This window comes from Rossellomorea sp. GCM10028870 (assembly GCF_042666755.1).
In the GTDB taxonomy this organism is placed as follows: Bacteria; Bacillota; Bacilli; order Bacillales; family Bacillaceae_B; genus Rossellomorea.
This window is the reverse complement of the sequence record NZ_JBHTGN010000005.1, coordinates 1-21,934: the sequence shown is the minus strand read 5'-3', so window position 1 is coordinate 21,934 and position 21,934 is coordinate 1. Positions and strand designations below refer to the sequence as shown.

The following is a 21,934-nucleotide window of genomic DNA, read 5'->3' as shown; positions in this document are numbered from 1 at the left end:
GATGATACAGACACGTTCTGAGTCATCTCCCTTCTTTATTTTCGCCCTTTACATATAAAGCTGGTAAGCATGTATGATCCCAACGACCATCCCCACCACAATGATGCCGGGAAGTAAATTCGCGACTCTGATTTTCGTGACTCCAATAAGATTCAATCCAATAGCGAAGATCATAATGCCGCCTGCCGATGTCATTTCAACAATATAGGCGTCCATCAGTTCCTGAGGTACCCACTGATGAATCTGAGTCGCAAACAAAGCAATGAATCCTTGATAAAGGACGACTGGAATTGCAGAAAACATCACACCGATCCCTAATGTCGTCGTGAGGATCAGAGACGTAAAACCATCAATGATCGACTTCGTCAAAAGCACGTCATGATCTCCCCTGATACCGCTATCCAATGCACCAATGACGGCCATTGCACCAATGACAAAAATCAGGGTAGCTGTAACAAACCCTTGAGATATGGATGTTTCTTTATTACTGCCAAGCTTCTTTTCCAACCAGTTTCCCAATGAGTTAAGCTTGTCCTCCAGATTCATCCATTCTCCCCAGGCAGCACCGAGAGCCAAGCTGATGATGACAATGAGGAAGTTTTCACTTTTCAACCCCATCTGTAATCCCAGGACGATTACGGCTAAACCAATCGCCTTCATGACGGTTCCCTTCATATCTTCTGGTATGCGGTGAAGGACTTTACCAAGGAGAGTACCGATGATAATACATATTCCATTTACTAACGTTCCTAAAAGTACCATGACGTTTCCCCTTATGATTATTTCCCGAAGAATAGTATTTTCTATGTACCATATGGAAGAGGACTGGCTTAAATGGTACGTGAAACACCATTTAAGTCAGTCCCTTTCACATTCATTTTACTGCAATAACTCTAAGATACGATCCAGATCTTCTTTCGAGAAAAATTCCAATTCGATTTTCCCTTTTTTCTTTGATTGTTTAATTGTGACCGTTGTACCGAAGCGTTCGCGTAGAAGGGATTCCTGCTCCTGAATAAAGACATCTTTACGTTCTGTCTTTTTTGTTTCACGTGGAACATTCTCATTCAGCTCTTGAATGATTTTTTCTAATTGGCGAACGTTTAATGATTCTTTAAGGATACGATTCACAACCGTTGATAGATTCTTCTTATTTTTCAACCCAAGGAGTGCACGACCGTGGCCCATCGTTAACTTACCTTCTGAAATTAGTTCTTGGATAGGGGCAGGGAGGGACAGCAAGCGAATATGATTGGCAATATGAGGTCTGCTCTTTCCCAATCTCTTAGCTAATTCCTCTTGAGTAAGTTTTAACTTATCCATGAGCATTTGATAAGCTGCACCTTCTTCGATCGGTGTCAGATCTTCCCGTTGAAGGTTTTCTAAAACGGCCAGCTCCATCATTTGTTGATCATTCAATTCCCGGACCACGACAGGAACCGATTCTAATTTAGCCGCTTTTGCTGCACGATAACGACGTTCCCCTACGACAATTTCATACCCTTTGATTGTTTTACGCACAATGATCGGTTGGAGGATACCGTGTTCTAAGATCGAATCTTTTAATTCTTCTATTGCTTGTGGCTCAAAGATTTTTCGTGGCTGATATGGATTCGGCCGAATTTCTTTCAGACTCACTTCTTGTACGGACTCTTCATTTTGAGTTGTTTGGATATTGGTAAAGAGAGCATTGATGCCCTTTCCTAAACCTTTAGCCATTCGCCACCACTTCCTTTGCTAGTTCTAAATAAACTTCTGCTCCCCTGGATTTAGCATCATAGATGATAATCGGTTCACCATGACTGGGCGCTTCACTTAAACGAACGTTACGTGGAATAATTGTGCGATACACTTTATCTTGAAAATATTTTTTCACTTCTTCAATCACCTGGATCCCCAGATTGGTTCTTGCATCCAGCATCGTTAACAACACACCATCAATCATGAGATCATGATTCAGGTGCTTCTGCACTAAACGAACTGTACTTAATAGCTGACTTAATCCTTCCAGAGCGTAATACTCGCACTGTACCGGGATAATGACGGCATCAGAGGCTGTTAAAGCATTGATTGTTAATAGTCCTAATGAAGGAGGACAATCAATGATAATATAATCAAATTCGTCTTTCACTTTCTCTAACGCTTTCTTTAAACGCACTTCACGGGAGATGGTTGGAACAAGTTCAATTTCTGCTCCAGCCAATGAAATGGTTGCAGGTACAATGGATAGATTCTCTACTTTTGATTGTTTAATGGTTTCTCTGACATCTACATCATCCACCAGCACATCGTATATACATTGCTGGACATCCCCTTTTTCAACACCGACACCACTAGTGCCGTTTCCTTGAGGATCTATATCCACCAGTAAAACCTTTTTCCCTATATAAGCTAAACAAGCCCCCAAATTGACGGATGTTGTGGTCTTTCCCACTCCACCTTTTTGGTTTGTAACGGCTACTATTCTGCCCAAGGTTGTCACCTACCTTTTGACTTCCTAAGATTGACTAAATTTTTTCACAGTATTCTTCTATTCTATCAAAATTCCTCGTTAATTGTCTGTCAATTTTTCAAAAAGTACAGTGTTTCTAAAAATAGGAAAACGTGAATAGTCCATAGTTCACGAAACGACAGTATTTGCTCTGAATCGACAGAACTAGACTCTGGAAGATTACATATTTATGAACACTTTGCAAAAAGAACCAAACAAAAAAGTGAGAAACCAATCCGATATGTTTCTCACTTTTAGACTACGAATCTATTTTTTTTTAGGAATACGAATAGTGAACTGATAGAATTCCTCATGTTCTTCTTCTTCAGAGTCCAGATTGATTCCGCTGTCTGATACCATGGAAAGAGATTGACGAATCGTATTCACAGCAATTCTCATGTCCTTACTGAAAGCTTTACGTTTAGGTTTTGGCTTTTGAGTCGTTCCTTCTTGCATTTTCACAACCCGGTCTTCGGTTTGTTTGACATTTAAGCTTTTTTCAATGATTTCTTGAAGAAGCTGGATCTGCTTTTCATAATTCTTCAATGGGATTAAAGCCCTGGCATGACGTTCTGTAATCTTTTTATCTAATAAGGCTGATTGAATTTCTTCTGGAAGCTTTAGGAGACGAAGCTTGTTCGCCACAGTCGATTGTCCTTTTCCTAAGCGTTGAGCAAGGGCTTCTTGAGTCAGATCATGTAACTCCAACAGTTTTCCATAAGCGATTGCTTCTTCTATAGGAGAGAGCTCTTCTCTTTGTAAATTTTCAATTAATGCAACAGATGCTGTTTCTGTATCATTAAGATTCTTTACAATTGCCGGTACAGTTTCCCAGCCAAGCTTTTGAACGGCTCTATATCGACGTTCACCTGCAATGATTTCAAACTGTTCATCATCGTATTGTCTAACCACAATCGGCTGGATAATACCATGAGTGTGAATCGTTCTGGATAACTCTTCTATCTTTTCATCATTAAACACAGTTCGTGGTTGAAAGCGATTAGGGATGATTTGTGAGACGGGTATCTTTTTCACTTCATCTCGATCTTCTTCCACTACATTTGATTCTTCAGATTCAACATCTTGCTCCTTTTCACCTAGGCCAAAAAAACGAGAGAAAGGATGCTTCATCTTCCTACACCACCTTTAAGAAACTCCCTTTAATAATATTCTCTAAAATATGACGAGTTCCTGCCTATGCTTTAGATCATCCAAGCTCAGGTTCAGTGTTACCATGAAGGCAGGAGAACTGTTCATACTATTCTAACGGTAATTTATTTGGTGTCCCAGGTTTTCTGGGATATTTGTTAGGCGTTTCCTTCACTTTGTCGATCTTCACGATATTACGTTCACTTTCCTCTTCCGGAAGAATGAATGAATACATTTTATCGGTTTGTCCGCCCAGCATGCCGATTGCTTTCTTTGCATTGGATAGCTCCTCATTTACGTTTGAAGCCTTCATGGCTACAAAGAAACCGCCCTTTTTAACAAGAGGCAAACATAATTCACTTAAAACAGACATTCTGGCTACGGCCCTTGCTGTAACCATATCATACTTTTCACGATGAGCCTTGTTTTTACCGAAGGTCTCAGCACGATCATGATAGAAATTCGTGTTTTCAAGCCCTAACTCATCTGACAAATGGTTTAAGAACGTAATCCGCTTGTTCAAGGAATCAACAATTGAGATATGTAAGTGCGGGAAGCATATTTTAAGAGGGATACTCGGAAAACCAGCTCCTGCCCCAACATCACAAAGGGTTGTCACCTGCGAGAAATCAACATAAAAAGCTGCGCTGATCGAATCGTAAAAATGCTTTAAATACACATCTTCCTTTTCCGTGATGGCCGTCAGGTTCATTTTTTCATTCCATTCAACCAACAATTCATAATAGCGCTCAAACTGATTTAATTGCTGAGAAGAAAGGGGGATCCCCTTCTCCTCAAGCATTGATTGAAATTCATTTACATTCATGAAATTATCCTTCCTTTACCTCTATTGATCACCGGATACTTTTGCAATTTTCCCTTGCTCGATATAGACGAGTAAAATAGAGATGTCTGCAGGATTCACTCCTGAAATCCGGGAAGCCTGTGCCAGAGAAAGGGGCTGAACCTCGATTAATTTCTGTCTCGCTTCAGAAGCTAAACCGCTGATCGCACTGTAATCAATGTTCTCAGGAATTCGTTTATTTTCCATCTTCTTCATTTTATCGACCTGTTGAAGAGATTTTTCAATATAGCCCTCGTATTTCACTTGAATTTCCACTTGTTCCTCTACGTCGGGATCAAGCTCGATTTCACTTGGAACGAGTGATTTAATATGACTATAGTTCATTTCAGGGCGCTTCAGAAGATCCGCTGCTAATATGCCGTCTTTCAGCTCACTGCCGCCCGATTCACGGATAACGGCCTGTGTTTCGTCAGTAGGCTTGATGCGGATTCCTTCCAGGCGTTTTTTCTCTGAAAAGATCGCTTCTTTTTTAGCTGTAAACCGTTCGTATCGGTCATCGGAAATCAATCCTATTTTATGACCGATATCCGTAAGACGAAGATCGGCATTGTCATGACGCAGCAACAGGCGATATTCAGCACGGGAAGTCAATAGACGATAAGGTTCGTTGGTACCTTTGGTCACGAGGTCATCAATGAGAACCCCGATATAAGCATCAGAGCGGCTTAAGATGACTTCTTCTTTATCCAGGGCACGGCACGCAGCATTGATCCCCGCCATCAAACCTTGTCCAGCTGCTTCTTCATATCCGGACGTTCCATTGATTTGTCCCGCTGTATAAAGATTTTTAATTTTTTTCGTTTCAAGGGTCGGCCATAATTGTGTAGGCACGATGGAATCATACTCGATGGCATACCCGGCACGCATCATTTGTACTTCCTCAAGACCCGGGATGGTTTGAAGAATCTTTTGCTGTACGTCTTCAGGTAAGCTCGTTGATAATCCTTGAACATACACTTCTTGTGTGTTTCTTCCTTCCGGCTCCAAGAAAATCTGATGACGCGGTTTATCATGGAAACGGACGACTTTATCTTCAATGGAAGGACAGTAACGTGGTCCGGTTCCTTTGATCATCCCAGAGTACATTGGAGAACGATGGAGATTGTCGTCAATCAATTGATGAGTCTGTTCGTTCGTATATGTGAGCCAACATGGAAGTTGATCAGTGATATATTTCGTCGTTTCATAGCTGAACGCACGCGGAACATCATCACCCGGTTGAATTTCTGTTTTCGAATAATCGATAGTCGAACTATTCACTCGTGGTGGCGTTCCTGTTTTAAAACGAACGGTGTCGAAGCCCAATTCATGTAAGTGATCAGACAATCTAATAGAAGGCTGCTGATTATTAGGTCCGCTTGAATATTTCAGATCTCCTAAAATAATTTCTCCGCGGAGGAATGTACCCGTAGTAATGACGACAGTTTTCGCACGGTAGGCGGCACCCGTCATCGTAACAACACCTTTACATTCACCATCTTCTACGATTAATTCCTCGACCATTCCTTGCATCAAGGTCATGTTCGGTTCATTTTCGATTGTGCGTTTCATTTCATGTTGATAAAGGAATTTATCGGCCTGAGCTCGTAATGCCCGGACAGCTGGTCCTTTTCCTGTGTTCAACATTCTCATCTGAATATGTGTTTTATCTATATTACGCCCCATTTCTCCACCCAGAGCGTCAATCTCTCTTACAACGATCCCTTTTGCCGGACCACCAACGGATGGATTACATGGCATAAAGGCGACCATATCTAAGTTAATGGTGACCATTAACGTTTTAGCTCCCATACGGGCGGAAGCAAGTCCTGCTTCTACTCCGGCATGGCCAGCACCAATGACAATGACATCATATTGCCCTGCGTCATATTGCATGGTTTTATTTTTCCTCCTTGTAGGATCGCAACTGGTATGCGTCCACCTTTTAATAATGTTTATTTCCCTAAGCAGAATTGTGAAAACAGCTGGTCAATCAAACTTTCATGAACGCTATCTCCAATGATTTCACCTAAAAGCTCCCACGTTCTGGTTAAGTCTATTTGAGCGATATCGATGGGAGTTCCCATTTCTACGCTATCGATTGCTTCATTAATCGCAAGGGATGCTTGATTGAGTAAAGCAATATGACGGCTATTGGACACATACGTCATATCCCCCGCTTCAATGGACCCTGCAAAGAATAAAGATGAAATCGCTTCTTCCAGCTCATCGATTCCTTGCTCTTCAAGTAAAGCCGTTGTGACTAGCTGATGATTTTCCGCTAGTTTTCTTACTTTATCTATATCAATTTTCTGAGGCAGATCCGTTTTGTTCACGATGACAATAACGTCCATTCCTCTAACCGCTTCGAAAAGCTGTTCATCCTCAGGAGTTAATTCATCCGCATAGTTGAGCACAAGTAAAATTAAATCCGCTTCTTTCAATACTTGTCGTGAACGTTCCACACCGATTCGCTCGACAATGTCCTCTGTTTCACGAATCCCGGCCGTATCGACCAGACGTAACGGAACACCGCGTACATTCACGTATTCTTCAATCACATCCCGTGTTGTTCCAGGGATATCGGTTACGATCGCCTTGTTTTCATGAACAAGGCTGTTTAATAAAGATGACTTTCCTACATTTGGTCGGCCAATAATAACGGTGGAAAGACCTTCTCTAAGAATTTTCCCCTGTTCTGATGTTCGTACAAGACGGTCAATTTCATCCCGGACATGCTTCGATTTCTCCAACAGTACATTATGCGTCATTTCTTCCACATCATCGTATTCCGGATAATCGATATTCACTTCTACATGGGCCAGTGTTTCAAGAATTTCCTGACGAAGCTTTCGAATCAAATTGGAAAGTCGGCCTTCCATTTGATTCAGTGCCACATTCATCGCCCGATCGGTTTTTGCCCGTATCAGATCCATGACCGCTTCTGCCTGGGAAAGGTCGATTCTTCCGTTCAAGAATGCCCGTTTTGTAAATTCACCCGGCTCTGCAAGGCGGGCCCCATTTTTCAATACGAGCTGCAATACTTTATTAACCGACACGAGTCCCCCGTGGCAGTTGATTTCTATAATATCTTCACGGGTAAATGTCTTGGGACCTCTCATCACAGAAACCATGACTTCTTCCACCACTTGCTCTGTGTCCGGATCGATAATATGTCCATAATGAATGGTATGCGAAGCAAATTCATTCATCGAGCTTCCCTTCATTCCCTTAAAGATCTTATCACCGATATCGAAGGCTTGATCACCGCTTAAACGCACAATAGCAATGGCTCCTTCTCCCATTGGAGTGGAAATTGCGGCGATTGTATCAAACTCCATCGTATTCACCTCTCTTATAACTGAGTCTATTTATATAAAAAATTTTAGTATTGAGCAAAGTTTCCCCAAATTATTAGAATATCACAATCCTATTTAATACTAAAGAAAGGAAACCAACTAATAACCACCAAATAATGTTATCCACATATCCAATACTTCATCTCTATTATTTTAACTTATCCACATGTGAATAACAATAAACCGGGATGAAAATAAGAATCCACAGAGTTGTGACGCGACAACGGGGGAAGAACATTAAAGGGGTTAGCTTGCATAGGAAGTGTCCTGCAGGAGAAATAAACGACTCATTTCTCTGTAAAAAAGCAATAAAGTTTTCGAAATGAGCAAAAAAAAAAACGATCCCCCGAAAGGAATCGTCTTTTATTATTTTGGAGCAATCACTATATAGCGATTTGGTTCTCTACCTTCTGAGTGTGTATCAACAGTCGTCGAATCGACTAATGCTGTATGGATCACTTTTCGTTCATAGGAAGGCATAGGTTCTAATGAAACTGAACGATTTGTGCGCAACGCTTTCTCTGCTAAACGTTCAGCCAGGTTTGTTAACGTTTGCTTACGTCTTTCTCGATAGTTCTCTGCATCTAAAAGGATGGTGATGAACTGATCGGAAACCCTATTTGCAATTAGTTGAGTTAAATGTTGAAGAGCATTCAACGTTTGTCCTCTTTTTCCTATTAAGAGAGCCATTTTTTCACCGGATATGTTGAACTCCACATCTCTTCCATCTCTTTTCACATCAATGGTAGCATTAACTCCCATTTCATGTGCAACAGACAAAAGAAAATCTTTCGCTTCATTTACCGGATCAATCGCTTTTTTGACTTGAACGACTGCCGGTCTTCCTCCAAACAATCCGAACAAACTTTTTTTACCTTGATCAATGACGTCAATTTCTGCTTCTTCTTGGGTGATATTCAGTTGAGACAAGGCTGATTCAATGGCTTCTTCCACCGTTTGACCAGTCGCTTCTACTTCTCTCACTTTTTCTTTCCTCCCGAATTCCCACCAGCTTTAGCGGTTTGCGCTTCTTTAATTTCAGGTCCTTTAATAAAGTACGTTTGAACGATCATAAATAGATTTCCAACTACCCAGTAAAGGGATAGAGCTGCAGGGAAGTTAATCGCAAAAATGATGATCATGACTGGCATGATATAGAGCATCATCGCCATTTGCGGATTTTGATTCGCTGTACCCGCCATCATTAATTTCTGTTGGATAAACGTCGTAACACCTGCAACTAAAGGTAAAATATAGTAAGGATCCGGGTTACCCAGATCGAACCACAAGAAATTATGAGCTTTAATTTCTTCTGTTCTTACGATCGCATGGTAGAACCCAATTAAAATCGGCATCTGAACAATTAATGGGAAACAACCCGCCAGCGGATTTACCCCATGACTTTGGAATAAAGCCATCGTTTCTTGTTGAAGTTTTTGTTGTGTCTGTGCATCTTTAGAGCTATATTTTTCACGCAGCTTTTTCATTTCTGGTTGTAAAGCCTGCATGGCTTTTGAATTTTTCGTTTGTTTAATCATTAATGGCAGAATCGCTAAACGAATAATCAATGTAACAATGACAATGGCCAGTCCATAAGAACCGCTCATGAACTCAGCTACCATAGTAATTAATTGTGATAAAGGATAGACAATGTATTCATTCCATATTCCGCTACTCTCAGGTGTGATAGGCTGATTGTATTCCGTACAACCTGATAGTATAGCCATTAGCCCAATGATTCCCATCAGGGCTATAATTCTCTTTTTCACCCTTATTTTCCTCCCAACTAATATCTTTCAAGTAAAATGTAAAACAGGTCTCCCGTACTTAAAAAGTACAATCTCTCGTATTGTAACATCTTTTCATAGGATTGTGATGACGAAACCTGTCAATATCGTAAAATGTTATGACTTCTTTCTATCATGTTTGCCATTAGAGGATCTTTTCAACACTTTTCCTCTTTTTAGCACATGGGTGAGGCTGCCCTTCACCTCATGAAAATTCATTTCGGCCGCCGGTTTTCTGGCGATGATTAAATAATCGTACTGATCTTGTACGTCTTCTTGTAACTCTAAGAAAGCCTGCCTGACATATCGCTTTATTTGGTTTCGACAAACTGCGTTCCCGATTTTCTTACTTACCGAGATCCCGATTCGAAACGGTTGAGGCTCTTCTTTCTTCAATAGATATAAAACGAATTGCCGATTTGCAAAGGATGTTCCTTTTTTAAATATCTCCTGGAACTCTTTATTTTTCTTCACTCTCTGATCTTTCCGCATTGACCACACCTAATTTTCATTTTTGTCTTGATGTATCCTCGACATTATTGGCTCATTCATTTGAAATTATAAGTGATTTTTCTCTTTATTCTCTATAAGAACGAGCCAAATCGTCTTTCCCCTTGGATATAAAGGAAAAAAAAGACCACTGAGTCAGTTCAGTGGTCTAAGCAGATAATACTTTTCTTCCTTTGCTACGACGACGAGCTAAAACATTGCGTCCGTTTTTAGAGCTCATACGTGCACGGAAACCGTGGTTCTTTTTTCTTTTGCGATTATTTGGTTGAAACGTTCTTTTCATCTATGACACCTCCCTGAAGGATATCTTTATAAAAGTTAAAGACATTCCTCACTATTATAAAGACGGTACCCATAAAAAGTCAACACTCATATTATTTTTCTTTTTGCTTCTGTTCTTGCATTAATAGATTTTCTGAAGTAAGTCATTAGTAATCATCGTTAATCTTAGCTGATAGTTTCCAACAAGCGAGTACTGGTTGATTTCCGCTCCAATCAACTTACTTAGCCTGCAGTTTTTATTTAAAATAAAACATCTCTTTTTTCAAATAACGAAATTTCTTCTAGATCTTTCTCCTTCTACAAATCATCTTCAATTTCTCTATTCAACCTGCCTGTGGATAGGATTCGACACCGTTTTAAATTATCCACAACACATATTGACAACTTTTTCACAAGTTCATAGCTTGTGGACAAAACAATTCCACAAGGTCCCCAGGTTGTGGATAGAATTTAAAAAGCATTGCACCCCCTAGGATATTTTGATATGATTATTGTGTTTTCACTCTTAATAACTCTATTTACGAAATCGGGTTATCCACAATTTGTGGATATCATGTGGGTAACTTATTCAGAGGGTTTGTAAAACGTTGTCCACAAGTGGTGGATATTGTCGAAAAACCATTTTCTTTCCTTATTATATATATTTTCCACATTCATCGCATTGTATTTTTATTAGATATCGAGAGTTAACGGATGTTATAGCACATAATTGTTGTACAGAAGTTATACAAACTGAGAAAAGGAGGGATCAGGATTGGAGAATATCGGGGATCTTTGGAGCAAAGCCTTAGAAAGCATCGAAAAAAAGATAAGCAAACCGAGCTTTGACACTTGGTTAAAGTCGACTAAGGCACATTCCATACAAGGGGACACTCTTGTCATTACAGCTCCAAATGAATTTGCGCGGGATTGGTTAGAAGGACGCTACTCTCAATTAATCTCCGGGGTTTTGTATGATATAACGGGCGAAGAATTGGTCGTGAAATTCATCATTCCTCAAAACCAGGAGCCGGAAGAGTTTGATATTCAATTACCGCCAAAGAAATCGATGAAAGACGATGATCAGCAGGATATCAATCAAAATATGCTGAACGCTAAATATACATTCGACACCTTTGTCATCGGTTCGGGCAACCGTTTCGCCCATGCTGCTTCTTTAGCTGTGGCTGAAGCACCTGCAAAAGCCTATAATCCCTTGTTTATTTATGGTGGAGTGGGACTGGGTAAAACTCACTTAATGCATGCGATCGGACATTATGTACTGGAGCATAATCCTGCTGCTAAAGTGGTTTATCTATCCTCTGAGAAATTCACGAACGAATTCATTAACTCCATTCGAGACAATAAAGCAGTCGATTTCCGCAATAAGTACCGCAGCGTTGATGTTTTATTAATAGATGACATTCAATTTTTAGCAGGAAAAGAACAAACACAAGAGGAATTTTTCCATACTTTTAATACCTTACATGAAGAAAGCAAGCAGATTGTCATTTCCAGTGATCGGCCACCGAAAGAAATTCCGACACTCGAAGACAGACTTCGCTCTCGATTCGAATGGGGTCTTATTACAGACATAACACCGCCAGATCTCGAGACGAGAATTGCGATTTTACGAAAAAAAGCAAAGGCTGAAGGATTGGACATTCCAAATGAAGCCATGCTTTATATAGCTAATCAAATCGATTCAAACATTCGTGAGTTAGAGGGCGCTTTAATCCGGGTTGTTGCGTACTCTTCTCTTATAAATAAAGATATTAACGCTGATCTGGCAGCTGAAGCTTTGAAAGATATCATTCCGAGCTCAAAACCGCGGGTTATCACCATCCAGGAAATTCAACGTGTCGTTGGAGAGCACTTCAATGTGAAGCTGGAAGACTTTAAGGCCAAGAAACGAACAAAGTCCATTGCGTTTCCCCGACAGATCGCTATGTATCTATCCAGGGAAATGACGGATTCTTCACTTCCAAAGATCGGTGAAGAGTTCGGCGGTCGGGATCACACGACTGTCATTCATGCTCATGAGAAGATCAGTACATTACTCGGAGCAGATGCTCTTCTTCAGCAGCAACTGAAAGAAATTCGTGAGTCTTTGAAGAGTTAATCTTACACACAAAAAAACTGGATAATGTGAATAACTAAGACAAACTAGCACACAGTCTGTCCACATGTGGATAGGCTGTGTTTACGTTGAATCCACACACTTATCCACATATCAACAGGCCCTACTACTTCTATTACTATTTTTTAAATAAATTATTAGTATATGATTCAGTCCATAAAATTATTTGCAAATTGGAGGAATAAATCATGAAATTTGTTATTCAAAGGGACTATCTTGTTCAAAGCGTCCAAGATGTCATGAAAGCAGTAACGTCAAGAACAACCATTCCCATTCTTACAGGAATAAAAATCATTGCTACTGAAGATGGCGTAACATTAACAGGTAGTGATTCAGATATTTCAATTGAATCTTTTATTCCGAATGAGGAAGAAGGTTCAGAAATTGTAGAGATCATGGAAACTGGAGGAATTGTTCTTCAAGCTAAGTTCTTTAGTGAAATCGTTAAGAAATTACCTAAAGATACAGTGGAAATTGAAGTTCAAAATCATTTCCAAACGGTTATTCGTTCGGGGCAGGCGGAATTTAATTTAAACGGTTTAGATCCGGAAGAGTACCCACATCTTCCTCAGATTGAAGAAGGAAACGGAATTAAAGTTTCAACCGATCTTCTAAAAACGATGATCAGACAGACCGTATTTGCAGTGTCCACCTCAGAAACACGCCCCATCTTGACAGGTGTAAACTGTCAGATTGAAAACGGGGAACTAAGCTGTATTGCAACAGATAGTCACAGACTTGCGATGAGAAAAGCGCCAATTGAAACAAATCATGATGCTTCATACAATATTGTGATTCCAGGGAAAAGCTTAAACGAGCTGAATAAAATCCTTGATGATACTGAAGAGCCTGTGGAAATCGTGATCACTGAAAACCAAGTGCTATTCAAAGCGAAGCACTTATTATTCTTCTCAAGATTATTAGAAGGGAATTACCCTGACACAAGTCGATTGATTCCTTCAGATACAAAAACAGAACTAACGCTGAATACGAAAGAATTTTTACAAGCGATAGACCGTGCGTCATTACTTGCCAGAGAAGGAAGAAACAACGTAGTGAAACTTTCAACTCTGGATGGCGGCATGATTGAGATTTCGTCTAACACACCAGAGATCGGGAAAGTAATCGAACAGGTGCAAAGCCAGTCCATTGAAGGAGAAGAACTGAAGATCTCCTTTAGTGCTAAATATATGATGGATGCGTTAAAGGCCATTGAAGGAACCGAAATTTATGTAAACTTCACTGGAGCCATGAGACCGTTCGTACTGAAACCACTTCATGATGATTCGATCCTTCAGTTGATTCTTCCAGTTAGAACGTACTAATGAATAGACAAGAGCCGATGCCTTTCACATGAGGTATTGGCTCTTTTTCTACACTTCATCTGGTAATTGAAGGAATTCCTCTCGTCTATTCAATGAAAAATCCAATGATAACAAGGACAAATTGCTCTGCGAGTCCTTGCTGATTTTTCGTTAGTTGTGACTTAACTCCATTTAGAGTAAAATAAGATATTAGAGACTTTATACGGAAAGTAGTGATTTTAGTGGCGAAAGAGATCACCATTGAAACAGAAATCATCACATTGGGACAATTCCTGAAGCTTGCTGAAGTAATTCAGTCCGGCGGGATGGCGAAGTGGTTCTTAAGTGAATATGAAGTATACATAAATGGCGAACAAGACCAAAGAAGAGGCAGAAAACTCACAATTGGTGACACAATTGAAATTCCGGAAGTAGGAGTATTTGTGGTTGCTGGAGAATAATAAAGGGTGTTATTTCCATGTACATTGAACAATTAGAATTAAGAAACTATCGAAATTACGAATCAATCGACGTGAGTTTCGAAAATAAGGTGAACGTAATTCTTGGAGAGAATGCTCAAGGGAAGACCAATATTATGGAGTCTATCTATGTACTGGCTATGGCTAAATCCCACCGGACTTCAAATGATAAAGATTTAATCCGTTGGGACGAGGAATATGCTAAAATAAAAGGTAGGATTCAGAAATATAATGGCGCGTTACCATTGGAGCTTGTCCTGTCAAAAAAAGGAAAAAAAGCGAAAAGTAATCACCTTGAACAATCTAAACTAAGTCAATATGTCGGCAATATGAATGTTGTCATGTTCGCGCCTGAAGATCTCCATTTAGTAAAAGGGAGCCCTCAAGTAAGGCGTCGTTTTATTGATATGGAAATCGGTCAGGTTTCTCCTGTTTATTTACATGATATCAGCCTTTATCAAAAAATATTACAGCAACGGAACCATTATCTGAAACAATTGCAAACGAGAAAACAAAAAGACCAGACCATGCTGGATGTCTTGACGGAACAGTTCATAGAGATGGCTGTAAAAATTACGAAGAAGCGCTTTGAGTTCGTTCAGCTATTAGAAAGTTGGGCAAAACCGATCCATTCCGGGATTTCAAGGAACTTAGAAACCTTAGAAATCGTATATAAACCGTCTTTGGATGTATCAGATAATCAAGAATGGTCAAAAATGGTAGATATATATGAGCAGAAATTTGATGGTATCCGAGAGCGGGAAATTGATCGCGGTGTGACCCTGGTCGGCCCACATCGGGATGATCTTCAATTTATTGTGAATGGACGGGATGTTCAAACATTCGGATCTCAGGGGCAGCAGCGGACAACAGCCCTATCTGTGAAGCTTGCAGAAATTGAGCTGATTCATTCTGAAATTAAAGAATATCCCATCTTACTTCTTGATGATGTCTTGTCAGAATTAGATGATTATCGACAGTCACATTTATTGAATACCATCCAGGGAAAAGTCCAAACCTTTGTCACGACGACAAACGTGGATGGAATTGATCATCAAACCTTAAACGAAGCGACTACTTTTGAAGTGGAAGCCGGATCAATGAAAAGACTGAAATGAGGTGTTACCTTGTACATACATGTTGGAGAAGATGTCATGGTACGTACAGATGAAATCATTGCAATTATTGATCGAGACACCGTTCAATTTTCAGAAGAAATACAACACTTTTTAAAAACGAAAGATAAAAACCTTTGTAATCTTGCAAAGGGTTCATATAAATCTCTTGTTATCACGTCTAATCAGTTGTATCTTTCACCACTGGCATCAAGCACGTTGAAGAAGCGATCAAAGAAATACTCAAACTATGAGAATTTATTATAGAAATATAAAGCCCTGAAGGTTAGAAAGTGTAGGTGAATCAGTATGGCTATGGAACAAAAACAAGCTCAACAAGGTCAGTCCTATGATGAAAATCAGATTCAGGTTTTAGAAGGATTAGAGGCTGTCAGGAAAAGACCTGGTATGTATATTGGATCAACAAGCGGAAGAGGTCTGCATCACTTGGTGTGGGAAATCGTTGATAACAGTATCGATGAAGCGTTAGCCGGTTACTGTAATGAAATCGAAGTCATCATCGAAGAGGATAACAGTATCACTGTTACAGATAATGGACGTGGTATCCCTGTCGGTATTCACGAAAAAATGGGACGTCCTGCCGTTGAGGTAATCATGACGGTCCTTCACGCCGGTGGTAAGTTCGGCGGCGGAGGATATAAAGTATCCGGAGGTCTACACGGAGTTGGGGCATCAGTTGTAAATGCCCTTTCTACAGAACTTGAAGTTCATGTTCATCGTGATGGAAACATCTATTATCAAAAATTCGAAAAAGGTGTTCCAAGCTTTGATCTTAAGGTGATCGGGGAAACGGATAAAACGGGAACGATCATTCACTTCACTCCAGATCCTGAAATCTTTACTGAAACGACTGAATACGAGTATGACACACTTGCAAACCGTATTCGCGAACTGGCTTTCTTAAACAGAGGGATCCAAATCAGTATTGAAGATAAGCGCGGAGAAGGGAAAAGAAGGGACTACCATTATGAAGGTGGAATCAAGTCCTATGTTGAGCACCTTAACCGTTCGAAGGAAGTCATCCATGAAGAGCCGATTTACATCGAAGGCGAGAAAGACGAAATTACAGTTGAAATCGCCCTTCAATACAATGACGGTTTCGCAAGTAATCTTTATTCCTTTGCCAATAATATCCACACTCACGAAGGTGGAACCCATGAGTCCGGATTTAAAACGGCTTTAACGAGGGTCATTAACGACTATGCCCGAAAAAATAACGTGTTTAAAGAGAGCGATGCGAATCTTTCAGGGGAAGATGTTCGTGAAGGATTAACAGCCATTATCTCGATTAAACATCCTGATCCTCAATTCGAAGGTCAGACAAAAACAAAGCTCGGAAACTCAGAAGCAAGAACGATTACGGATTCCCTTTTCTCAGAGCATTTAGAAACGTTCTTACTTGAAAATCCGGTTGTCGCACGAAAAGTGGTAGAAAAAGGACTAATGGCTGCACGTGCCCGACTGGCTGCGAAAAAAGCAAGGGAGCTTACCCGTCGTAAGAGTGCCCTGGAGATTTCCAGCTTACCTGGTAAATTAGCAGACTGTTCTTCCAAAGACCCAAGCATCAGTGAGATCTACGTGGTTGAGGGTGACTCAGCCGGCGGATCTGCTAAACAAGGCCGTGATCGTCATTTCCAAGCCATTCTTCCTTTGCGGGGTAAAATCATCAACGTAGAAAAGGCACGTTTGGATAAGATCCTCTCAAATAACGAGGTCCGTGCGATTATAACCGCTCTAGGCACAGGGATTGGCGAAGACTTCAATCTGGCAAAAGCGAGATACCATAAAATCGTGATCATGACCGATGCCGACGTTGATGGCGCACATATTCGTACACTATTATTAACGTTCTTCTATCGCTACATGAGAAATATCATTGAAGCAGGCTACATCTACATCGCTCAACCTCCTTTGTACAAAATTCAACAAGGGAAGAAAATCGAGTATGCCTACAATGATAAAGAACTGGATCGCATCCTTGCAGAAATCTCCCCGACACCTAAACCTGGAATCCAGCGTTACAAGGGTCTTGGAGAAATGAATCCTGAGCAGCTTTGGGAAACGACGATGGATCCGGAATCAAGAACCCTGCTGCAAGTAAGTCTTCAAGATGCGATTGAGGCTGACGAAACCTTTGATATCCTGATGGGTGACAAAGTTGAGCCGAGACGTAACTTCATCGAAGAAAACGCAGCTTACGTTAAGAATTTGGATATCTAAAATAAAATAAACAGGATAGACATGCGTGCTATCCTGTCTTTTACATAGCGGACAAGGTAAAGAATGAGAAAGGTATAAATCTTTCTTTAAAAGGAGGTCCCTTTTACTATGGCAGAAACACCGAGATCGAATGTTAAAGAGATTAATATAAGTAGTGAAATGCGCTCGTCTTTCCTGGATTATGCGATGAGTGTTATCGTTTCCCGTGCACTACCGGATGCCCGTGACGGTCTGAAACCTGTACATCGTCGTATTTTGTATGCGATGAATGACTTGGGAATGACGGCAGATAAAGCATACAAGAAATCAGCCCGTATCGTCGGTGAAGTAATCGGTAAGTATCACCCCCATGGTGACTCTGCTGTTTATGACACGATGGTGCGTATGGCACAGGATTTCAACTATCGCTACATGCTTGTAGACGGTCATGGTAACTTTGGTTCTGTTGATGGAGACGCAGCTGCGGCCATGCGTTACACAGAAGCACGTATGTCCAAGATCTCTATGGAACTCATTCGTGATATTAATAAAGATACAATTGATTATAAAGATAACTATGATGGTACCGAGAGAGAGCCGGAAGTATTACCTGCCCGTTTCCCTAACCTGTTAGTGAACGGTTCTTCAGGTATCGCTGTAGGGATGGCAACGAATATTCCACCTCATAATCTTGGAGAGGTCATCGATGGAATCCTTGCATTAAGTAAAGATCCCGACATTACGATTCAAGAGCTGATGGAATTCATCTACGGACCTGACTTCCCAACTGCTGGATTAATTGTAGGAAGAAGCGGGATCCGTCGCGCCTATGAAACAGGTAAAGGTTCCATCACCATGCGTGCCCGTGTGGAAATTGAACAAAAAAGCAACGGGAAAGAAACGATTATCGTTCATCAAATTCCTTATCAAGTAAATAAAGCGAGACTGATCGAGAAGATTGCCGATCTTGTTCGTGATAAGAAAATTGATGGCATCACAGATTTACGTGATGAATCGGACCGTAATGGTATGCGTATCGTAATTGAAGTAAGAAAAGATGCGAATGCGAATGTCTTGCTTAATAATCTATATAAGCAAACGGCTCTTCAAACAAGCTTCGGTATTAACCTTCTGGCACTTGTTGATGGGCAGCCTAAGGTATTGAATTTAAAAGAGTGTCTATATCATTACTTACAGCATCAACGCGTGGTCATTCGTCGTAGAACGGAATTCGAATTGCGCAAAGCTGAAGCAAGGGCCCATATCTTAGAAGGCTTACGAATCGCCTTAGATCATATTGATGAAATTATCGCCCTTATTCGCGGATCTCAAACAACAGAACTTGCGAAACAAGGATTGATGGAGAATTTCTCCCTTTCTGACAAGCAGGCTCAAGCGATCCTGGATATGCGACTTCAACGTTTAACTGGATTAGAACGGGAAAAAATTGAAGACGAGTATCAAGAACTAGTGAAGCAGATTGCAGAATTGAAAGCGATCCTGGCAGATGATGAAAAAGTTCTTGAAATCATCCGTGAAGAGCTTATTGAGATCAAAGAACGCTTCAATGATGAAAGAAGATCAGAAATCGTAGCGGGTGGAATTGAGAATATCGAAGATGAAGACTTAATTCCAAGAGAAAACATTGTCGTATCCCTTACTCATAACGGATATATCAAGCGCCTGCCTGTATCGACCTATCGCAGTCAAAAGCGTGGGGGAAGAGGAATCCAGGGAATGGGTACCAATGATGAAGACTTCGTTGAACACCTACTGACAACATCAACCCATGATACGATTCTATTCTTTACAAACAAAGGAAAAGCATACCGCGCGAAAGGATATGAAATTCCTGAATTCAGCCGTACTGCTAAAGGACTTCCGATCATCAACCTCCTTGGGGTAGAAAAAGATGAGTGGATCAACGCCATGATTCGAGTGGAAGAATTCGTGGACGACTGGTACTTATTCTTTACAACCAAGCAGGGTATCTCAAAACGTACGCCGGTATCAGATTTCGCCAATATCCGTACGAACGGTCTGATCGCCATTAATCTTCGAGAAAATGATGAGCTCATTTCCGTCAAACTGACTGATGGTGAAAAAGATATGATCATCGGAACGAAAAAAGGTATGCTCATTCGTTTCCCTGAAACGGATGTTCGTTCAATGGGAAGAACAGCTACCGGGGTAAAAGGGATTAACCTAAGTGACGATGACATTGTTGTTGGAATGGAAATCCTGGAAGAGAAGAGTGATGTGTTAGTTGTAACCGTAAATGGTTACGGTAAACGTACTCCTGCCAGTGAATATAGAGTTCAAACACGTGGAGGTAAAGGATTAAAAACATGCAACGTGACGGAACGTAACGGAGAGCTGGTCTCTGTTAAAGCTGTTACAGGTGAAGAAGACTTAATGATCATCACAGCACATGGTGTCCTTATCCGTATGGACGTGAATGATATTTCCACTACAGGTCGTAACACTCAAGGAGTCAAGCTGATCCGTCTTCAAGAAAGCGAATTTGTTTCAACAGTTGCCAAAGTTGAAAAAGAAGATGAAGAAGAAACGGAAGTACCAGTTGAAACTGCTGAGGGAATTAAACAACCGGACAGCGAAGACCAAACATCTTCTGAAGATGTTGAAGACATAAGTGATGATACAGAAGAATAAATGAAGGGTAAGCTGTTTCCAGTAATGAGGCTCTCATACTGGAAACGGCTTATTTTTTTTGTGAATAATAACTATAACCTGTTAAATTTGGTAAAATAAACTAGAAGAAAAAGGTTAGAAGTGAGGTGTTCATAGTTGAAGGTACATCGTGGAGAGATACAATTAGGATGCATCGTAGCAGAAGATGTTATGGGAATGGCAGCGACCCCTATTATTCCAAAGAATACAGTACTTGAAGAAGAACATTTGAAAATCCTTCAAGCGTTTCATATTACTGAACTCATAATAGAGAAAACAAAATCGGATGGACATCCATTTAGAACACCAGTCTCTACTGATAAAGAGATAGTGGTGGAAGAAATCAATGAGCCACTCGGTTTCTTCGATCTCTATATGATGACCATCAGGGAATTTAAGAAAGAATTCATGAACTGGCAATCAGGCACAGCTGTAAATGTTGCAAGAGTGAGAGAATTAATACTCCCGGTTATTCAAAAGGCTGAACGTAACCATACATATGTGTATTCTCTCCATCAATATTCAACAAAAAAAGATTATCTCTATCATCATGCCATATCGGTGAGTATCATAAGCGCGCTCCTGGGTAAGAAGTTAGGCTTAAATTCAGGTCAGGTGAACCAGTTGGCTTTAGCAGGTATTCTGGCAGACTGTGGAATGGCCAAAGTCAGTCCACACATATTAACAAAGGAACAGCCTTTAACAGAGGGTGAATTTAAAGAAGTGAAGCTCCATACAGCCAACGGATATAAAATGGTTAAAGACACTCCATTGTTAAAAACGGAGACAAAACTGGCGATCTTCCAACATCATGAACGATTTGATGGTACAGGCTACCCGTCATCCGAGAAAAATAACCGTATTCATCTTTACTCCCAGGTTGTTGGAATCGCCGATGTTTTTCATGCCATGTCATCAGAAAGAATATATAGAAGTAAGCAGCCGGTCTTTAAGGTTCTGGATATGATCAGTGAGGATTTATTCGGTAAATTCGATATCAAAGTCGTCAATAGTCTTCTTCAACTACTGGGAGACCTGAGGACGGGTACCTCAGTAAGGCTCTCCACCGGCCAGTACGGAGAAGTGATGTACACCAAGCCAGGTGCTTATACTAAGCCCATCGTAAAAATAAACAAAACTGAAGATCTTTTAGACCTGTCTCAGCAAAAAGAGGTTTATATATCAGAAGTTTTTGTTTAGAAATTTAGGGGGCGTCATTATACAATCGTTTATAAACCACTTAAATGAGCCTATTAAGTAAACCATAGGTTGAGTAACCAACCTATGGTTCATTTATTTGGATTTACCTCTTGCAAACACGTCCAATAGTATGTATAATATTATTTGTTGTCCGAAAGGCATTACATAATTGTTTCAGAAAAAACTTTTCTAAAATAGTAAAAACACCTTGACGATAATAACGATAAATGATATATTATAAAGGTCGCTTCAAACGGAGCACTTACACATTGAACCTTGAAAACTGAACAAAACAAGACAATACGTCAACGTTAATTCTAGATTTATTTTTAAAGAGCTATTCAAACTTTTATCGGAGAGTTTGATCCTGGCTCAGGACGAACG

General features: G+C 40.4%; 19 protein-coding genes. 8 read left to right on the top strand and 11 right to left on the bottom strand.

The window, feature by feature from the left end; translation table 11 throughout:
• Positions 1-48: 48 nt before the first annotated feature.
• From ACFQWC_RS18550 to rpmH, 11 genes are all read right to left on the bottom strand, one after another.
• Positions 49-762: a DUF554 domain-containing protein gene (locus ACFQWC_RS18550; protein WP_299745568.1), complete on the bottom strand. Its 714-nt coding sequence runs from the start codon at positions 760-762 to the stop codon at positions 49-51.
• 117 nt (positions 763-879) lie between these two features.
• Positions 880-1,719 (bottom strand): ParB/RepB/Spo0J family partition protein, encoded by an 840-nt coding sequence (locus ACFQWC_RS18545; RefSeq protein ID WP_299745571.1) that lies wholly within the window; start codon positions 1,717-1,719, stop codon positions 880-882.
• Positions 1,712-2,473 (bottom strand): ParA family protein, encoded by a 762-nt coding sequence (locus tag ACFQWC_RS18540; protein ID WP_044340270.1) that lies wholly within the window; start codon positions 2,471-2,473, stop codon positions 1,712-1,714. The genes ACFQWC_RS18545 and ACFQWC_RS18540 overlap by 8 nt, the downstream gene beginning before the upstream one ends.
• Positions 2,474-2,758: 285 nt before the next feature.
• Positions 2,759-3,622, bottom strand: coding sequence for a nucleoid occlusion protein (noc, locus tag ACFQWC_RS18535; RefSeq protein WP_299745575.1), 864 nt, complete (start codon positions 3,620-3,622; stop codon positions 2,759-2,761).
• 127 nt (positions 3,623-3,749) lie between these two features.
• On the bottom strand, positions 3,750-4,466 hold the full coding sequence (gene rsmG, locus ACFQWC_RS18530) for a 16S rRNA (guanine(527)-N(7))-methyltransferase RsmG (protein ID WP_044340272.1): 717 nt from the start codon (positions 4,464-4,466) through the stop codon (positions 3,750-3,752).
• 21 nt (positions 4,467-4,487) lie between these two features.
• Positions 4,488-6,380 (bottom strand): tRNA uridine-5-carboxymethylaminomethyl(34) synthesis enzyme MnmG, encoded by a 1,893-nt coding sequence (gene mnmG, locus ACFQWC_RS18525; protein WP_299745584.1) that lies wholly within the window; start codon positions 6,378-6,380, stop codon positions 4,488-4,490.
• 59 nt (positions 6,381-6,439) lie between these two features.
• On the bottom strand, positions 6,440-7,825 hold the full coding sequence (gene mnmE / locus ACFQWC_RS18520; protein WP_299745586.1) for a tRNA uridine-5-carboxymethylaminomethyl(34) synthesis GTPase MnmE: 1,386 nt from the start codon (positions 7,823-7,825) through the stop codon (positions 6,440-6,442).
• A 384-nt stretch (positions 7,826-8,209) separates the two neighbouring features.
• Positions 8,210-8,827, bottom strand: a complete 618-nt coding sequence (gene jag, locus ACFQWC_RS18515; protein WP_299745589.1) for an RNA-binding cell elongation regulator Jag/EloR — start codon at positions 8,825-8,827, stop codon at positions 8,210-8,212.
• The gene (gene spoIIIJ, locus ACFQWC_RS18510; RefSeq protein ID WP_299745592.1) at positions 8,824-9,612 is read right to left on the bottom strand and encodes a YidC family membrane integrase SpoIIIJ; all 789 of its coding nucleotides are present in this window, start codon (positions 9,610-9,612) and stop codon (positions 8,824-8,826) included. The genes jag and spoIIIJ overlap by 4 nt, the downstream gene beginning before the upstream one ends.
• 135 nt (positions 9,613-9,747) lie before the next feature.
• A complete protein-coding gene (gene rnpA / locus ACFQWC_RS18505; RefSeq protein WP_299745595.1) occupies positions 9,748-10,122 on the bottom strand; it encodes a ribonuclease P protein component in 375 nt (124 codons plus the stop codon).
• Positions 10,123-10,288: 166 nt separating this feature from the next.
• Complete coding sequence (rpmH, locus tag ACFQWC_RS18500) at positions 10,289-10,423, bottom strand: 50S ribosomal protein L34 (RefSeq protein ID WP_034764748.1); 135 nt, start codon at positions 10,421-10,423, stop codon at positions 10,289-10,291.
• 753 nt (positions 10,424-11,176) lie between these two features.
• On the opposite strand from rpmH, the gene dnaA reads away from it, so the two are divergent.
• From dnaA to ACFQWC_RS18460, 8 genes are all read left to right on the top strand, one after another.
• Entirely contained in the window at positions 11,177-12,523 is a 1,347-nt protein-coding gene (gene dnaA / locus ACFQWC_RS18495) for a chromosomal replication initiator protein DnaA (RefSeq protein ID WP_299745599.1), read from the top strand.
• Between the two features lie 206 nt (positions 12,524-12,729).
• On the top strand, positions 12,730-13,866 hold the full coding sequence (dnaN, locus tag ACFQWC_RS18490) for a DNA polymerase III subunit beta (RefSeq protein ID WP_044340279.1): 1,137 nt from the start codon (positions 12,730-12,732) through the stop codon (positions 13,864-13,866).
• A 221-nt stretch (positions 13,867-14,087) separates the two neighbouring features.
• Positions 14,088-14,306, top strand: coding sequence for a S4 domain-containing protein YaaA (gene yaaA, locus ACFQWC_RS18485; protein WP_044340280.1), 219 nt, complete (start codon positions 14,088-14,090; stop codon positions 14,304-14,306).
• A gap of 17 nt (positions 14,307-14,323) precedes the next feature.
• On the top strand, positions 14,324-15,442 hold the full coding sequence (gene recF / locus ACFQWC_RS18480; RefSeq protein ID WP_044340281.1) for a DNA replication/repair protein RecF: 1,119 nt from the start codon (positions 14,324-14,326) through the stop codon (positions 15,440-15,442).
• A gap of 9 nt (positions 15,443-15,451) precedes the next feature.
• Positions 15,452-15,706 (top strand): extracellular matrix regulator RemB, encoded by a 255-nt coding sequence (gene remB / locus ACFQWC_RS18475; protein ID WP_113969423.1) that lies wholly within the window; start codon positions 15,452-15,454, stop codon positions 15,704-15,706.
• A gap of 48 nt (positions 15,707-15,754) precedes the next feature.
• Positions 15,755-17,680 carry a DNA topoisomerase (ATP-hydrolyzing) subunit B gene (gene gyrB, locus ACFQWC_RS18470; protein ID WP_299745633.1) on the top strand — a complete coding sequence of 642 codons (1,926 nt, stop codon included), beginning with the start codon at positions 15,755-15,757 and terminating at the stop codon, positions 17,678-17,680.
• 108 nt (positions 17,681-17,788) lie between these two features.
• The gene (gene gyrA, locus ACFQWC_RS18465) at positions 17,789-20,332 is read left to right on the top strand and encodes a DNA gyrase subunit A (protein ID WP_299745612.1); all 2,544 of its coding nucleotides are present in this window, start codon (positions 17,789-17,791) and stop codon (positions 20,330-20,332) included.
• 135 nt (positions 20,333-20,467) lie between these two features.
• A complete protein-coding gene (locus ACFQWC_RS18460) occupies positions 20,468-21,550 on the top strand; it encodes an HD-GYP domain-containing protein (RefSeq protein WP_299745614.1) in 1,083 nt (360 codons plus the stop codon).
• Positions 21,551-21,934: the final 384 nt, after the last annotated feature.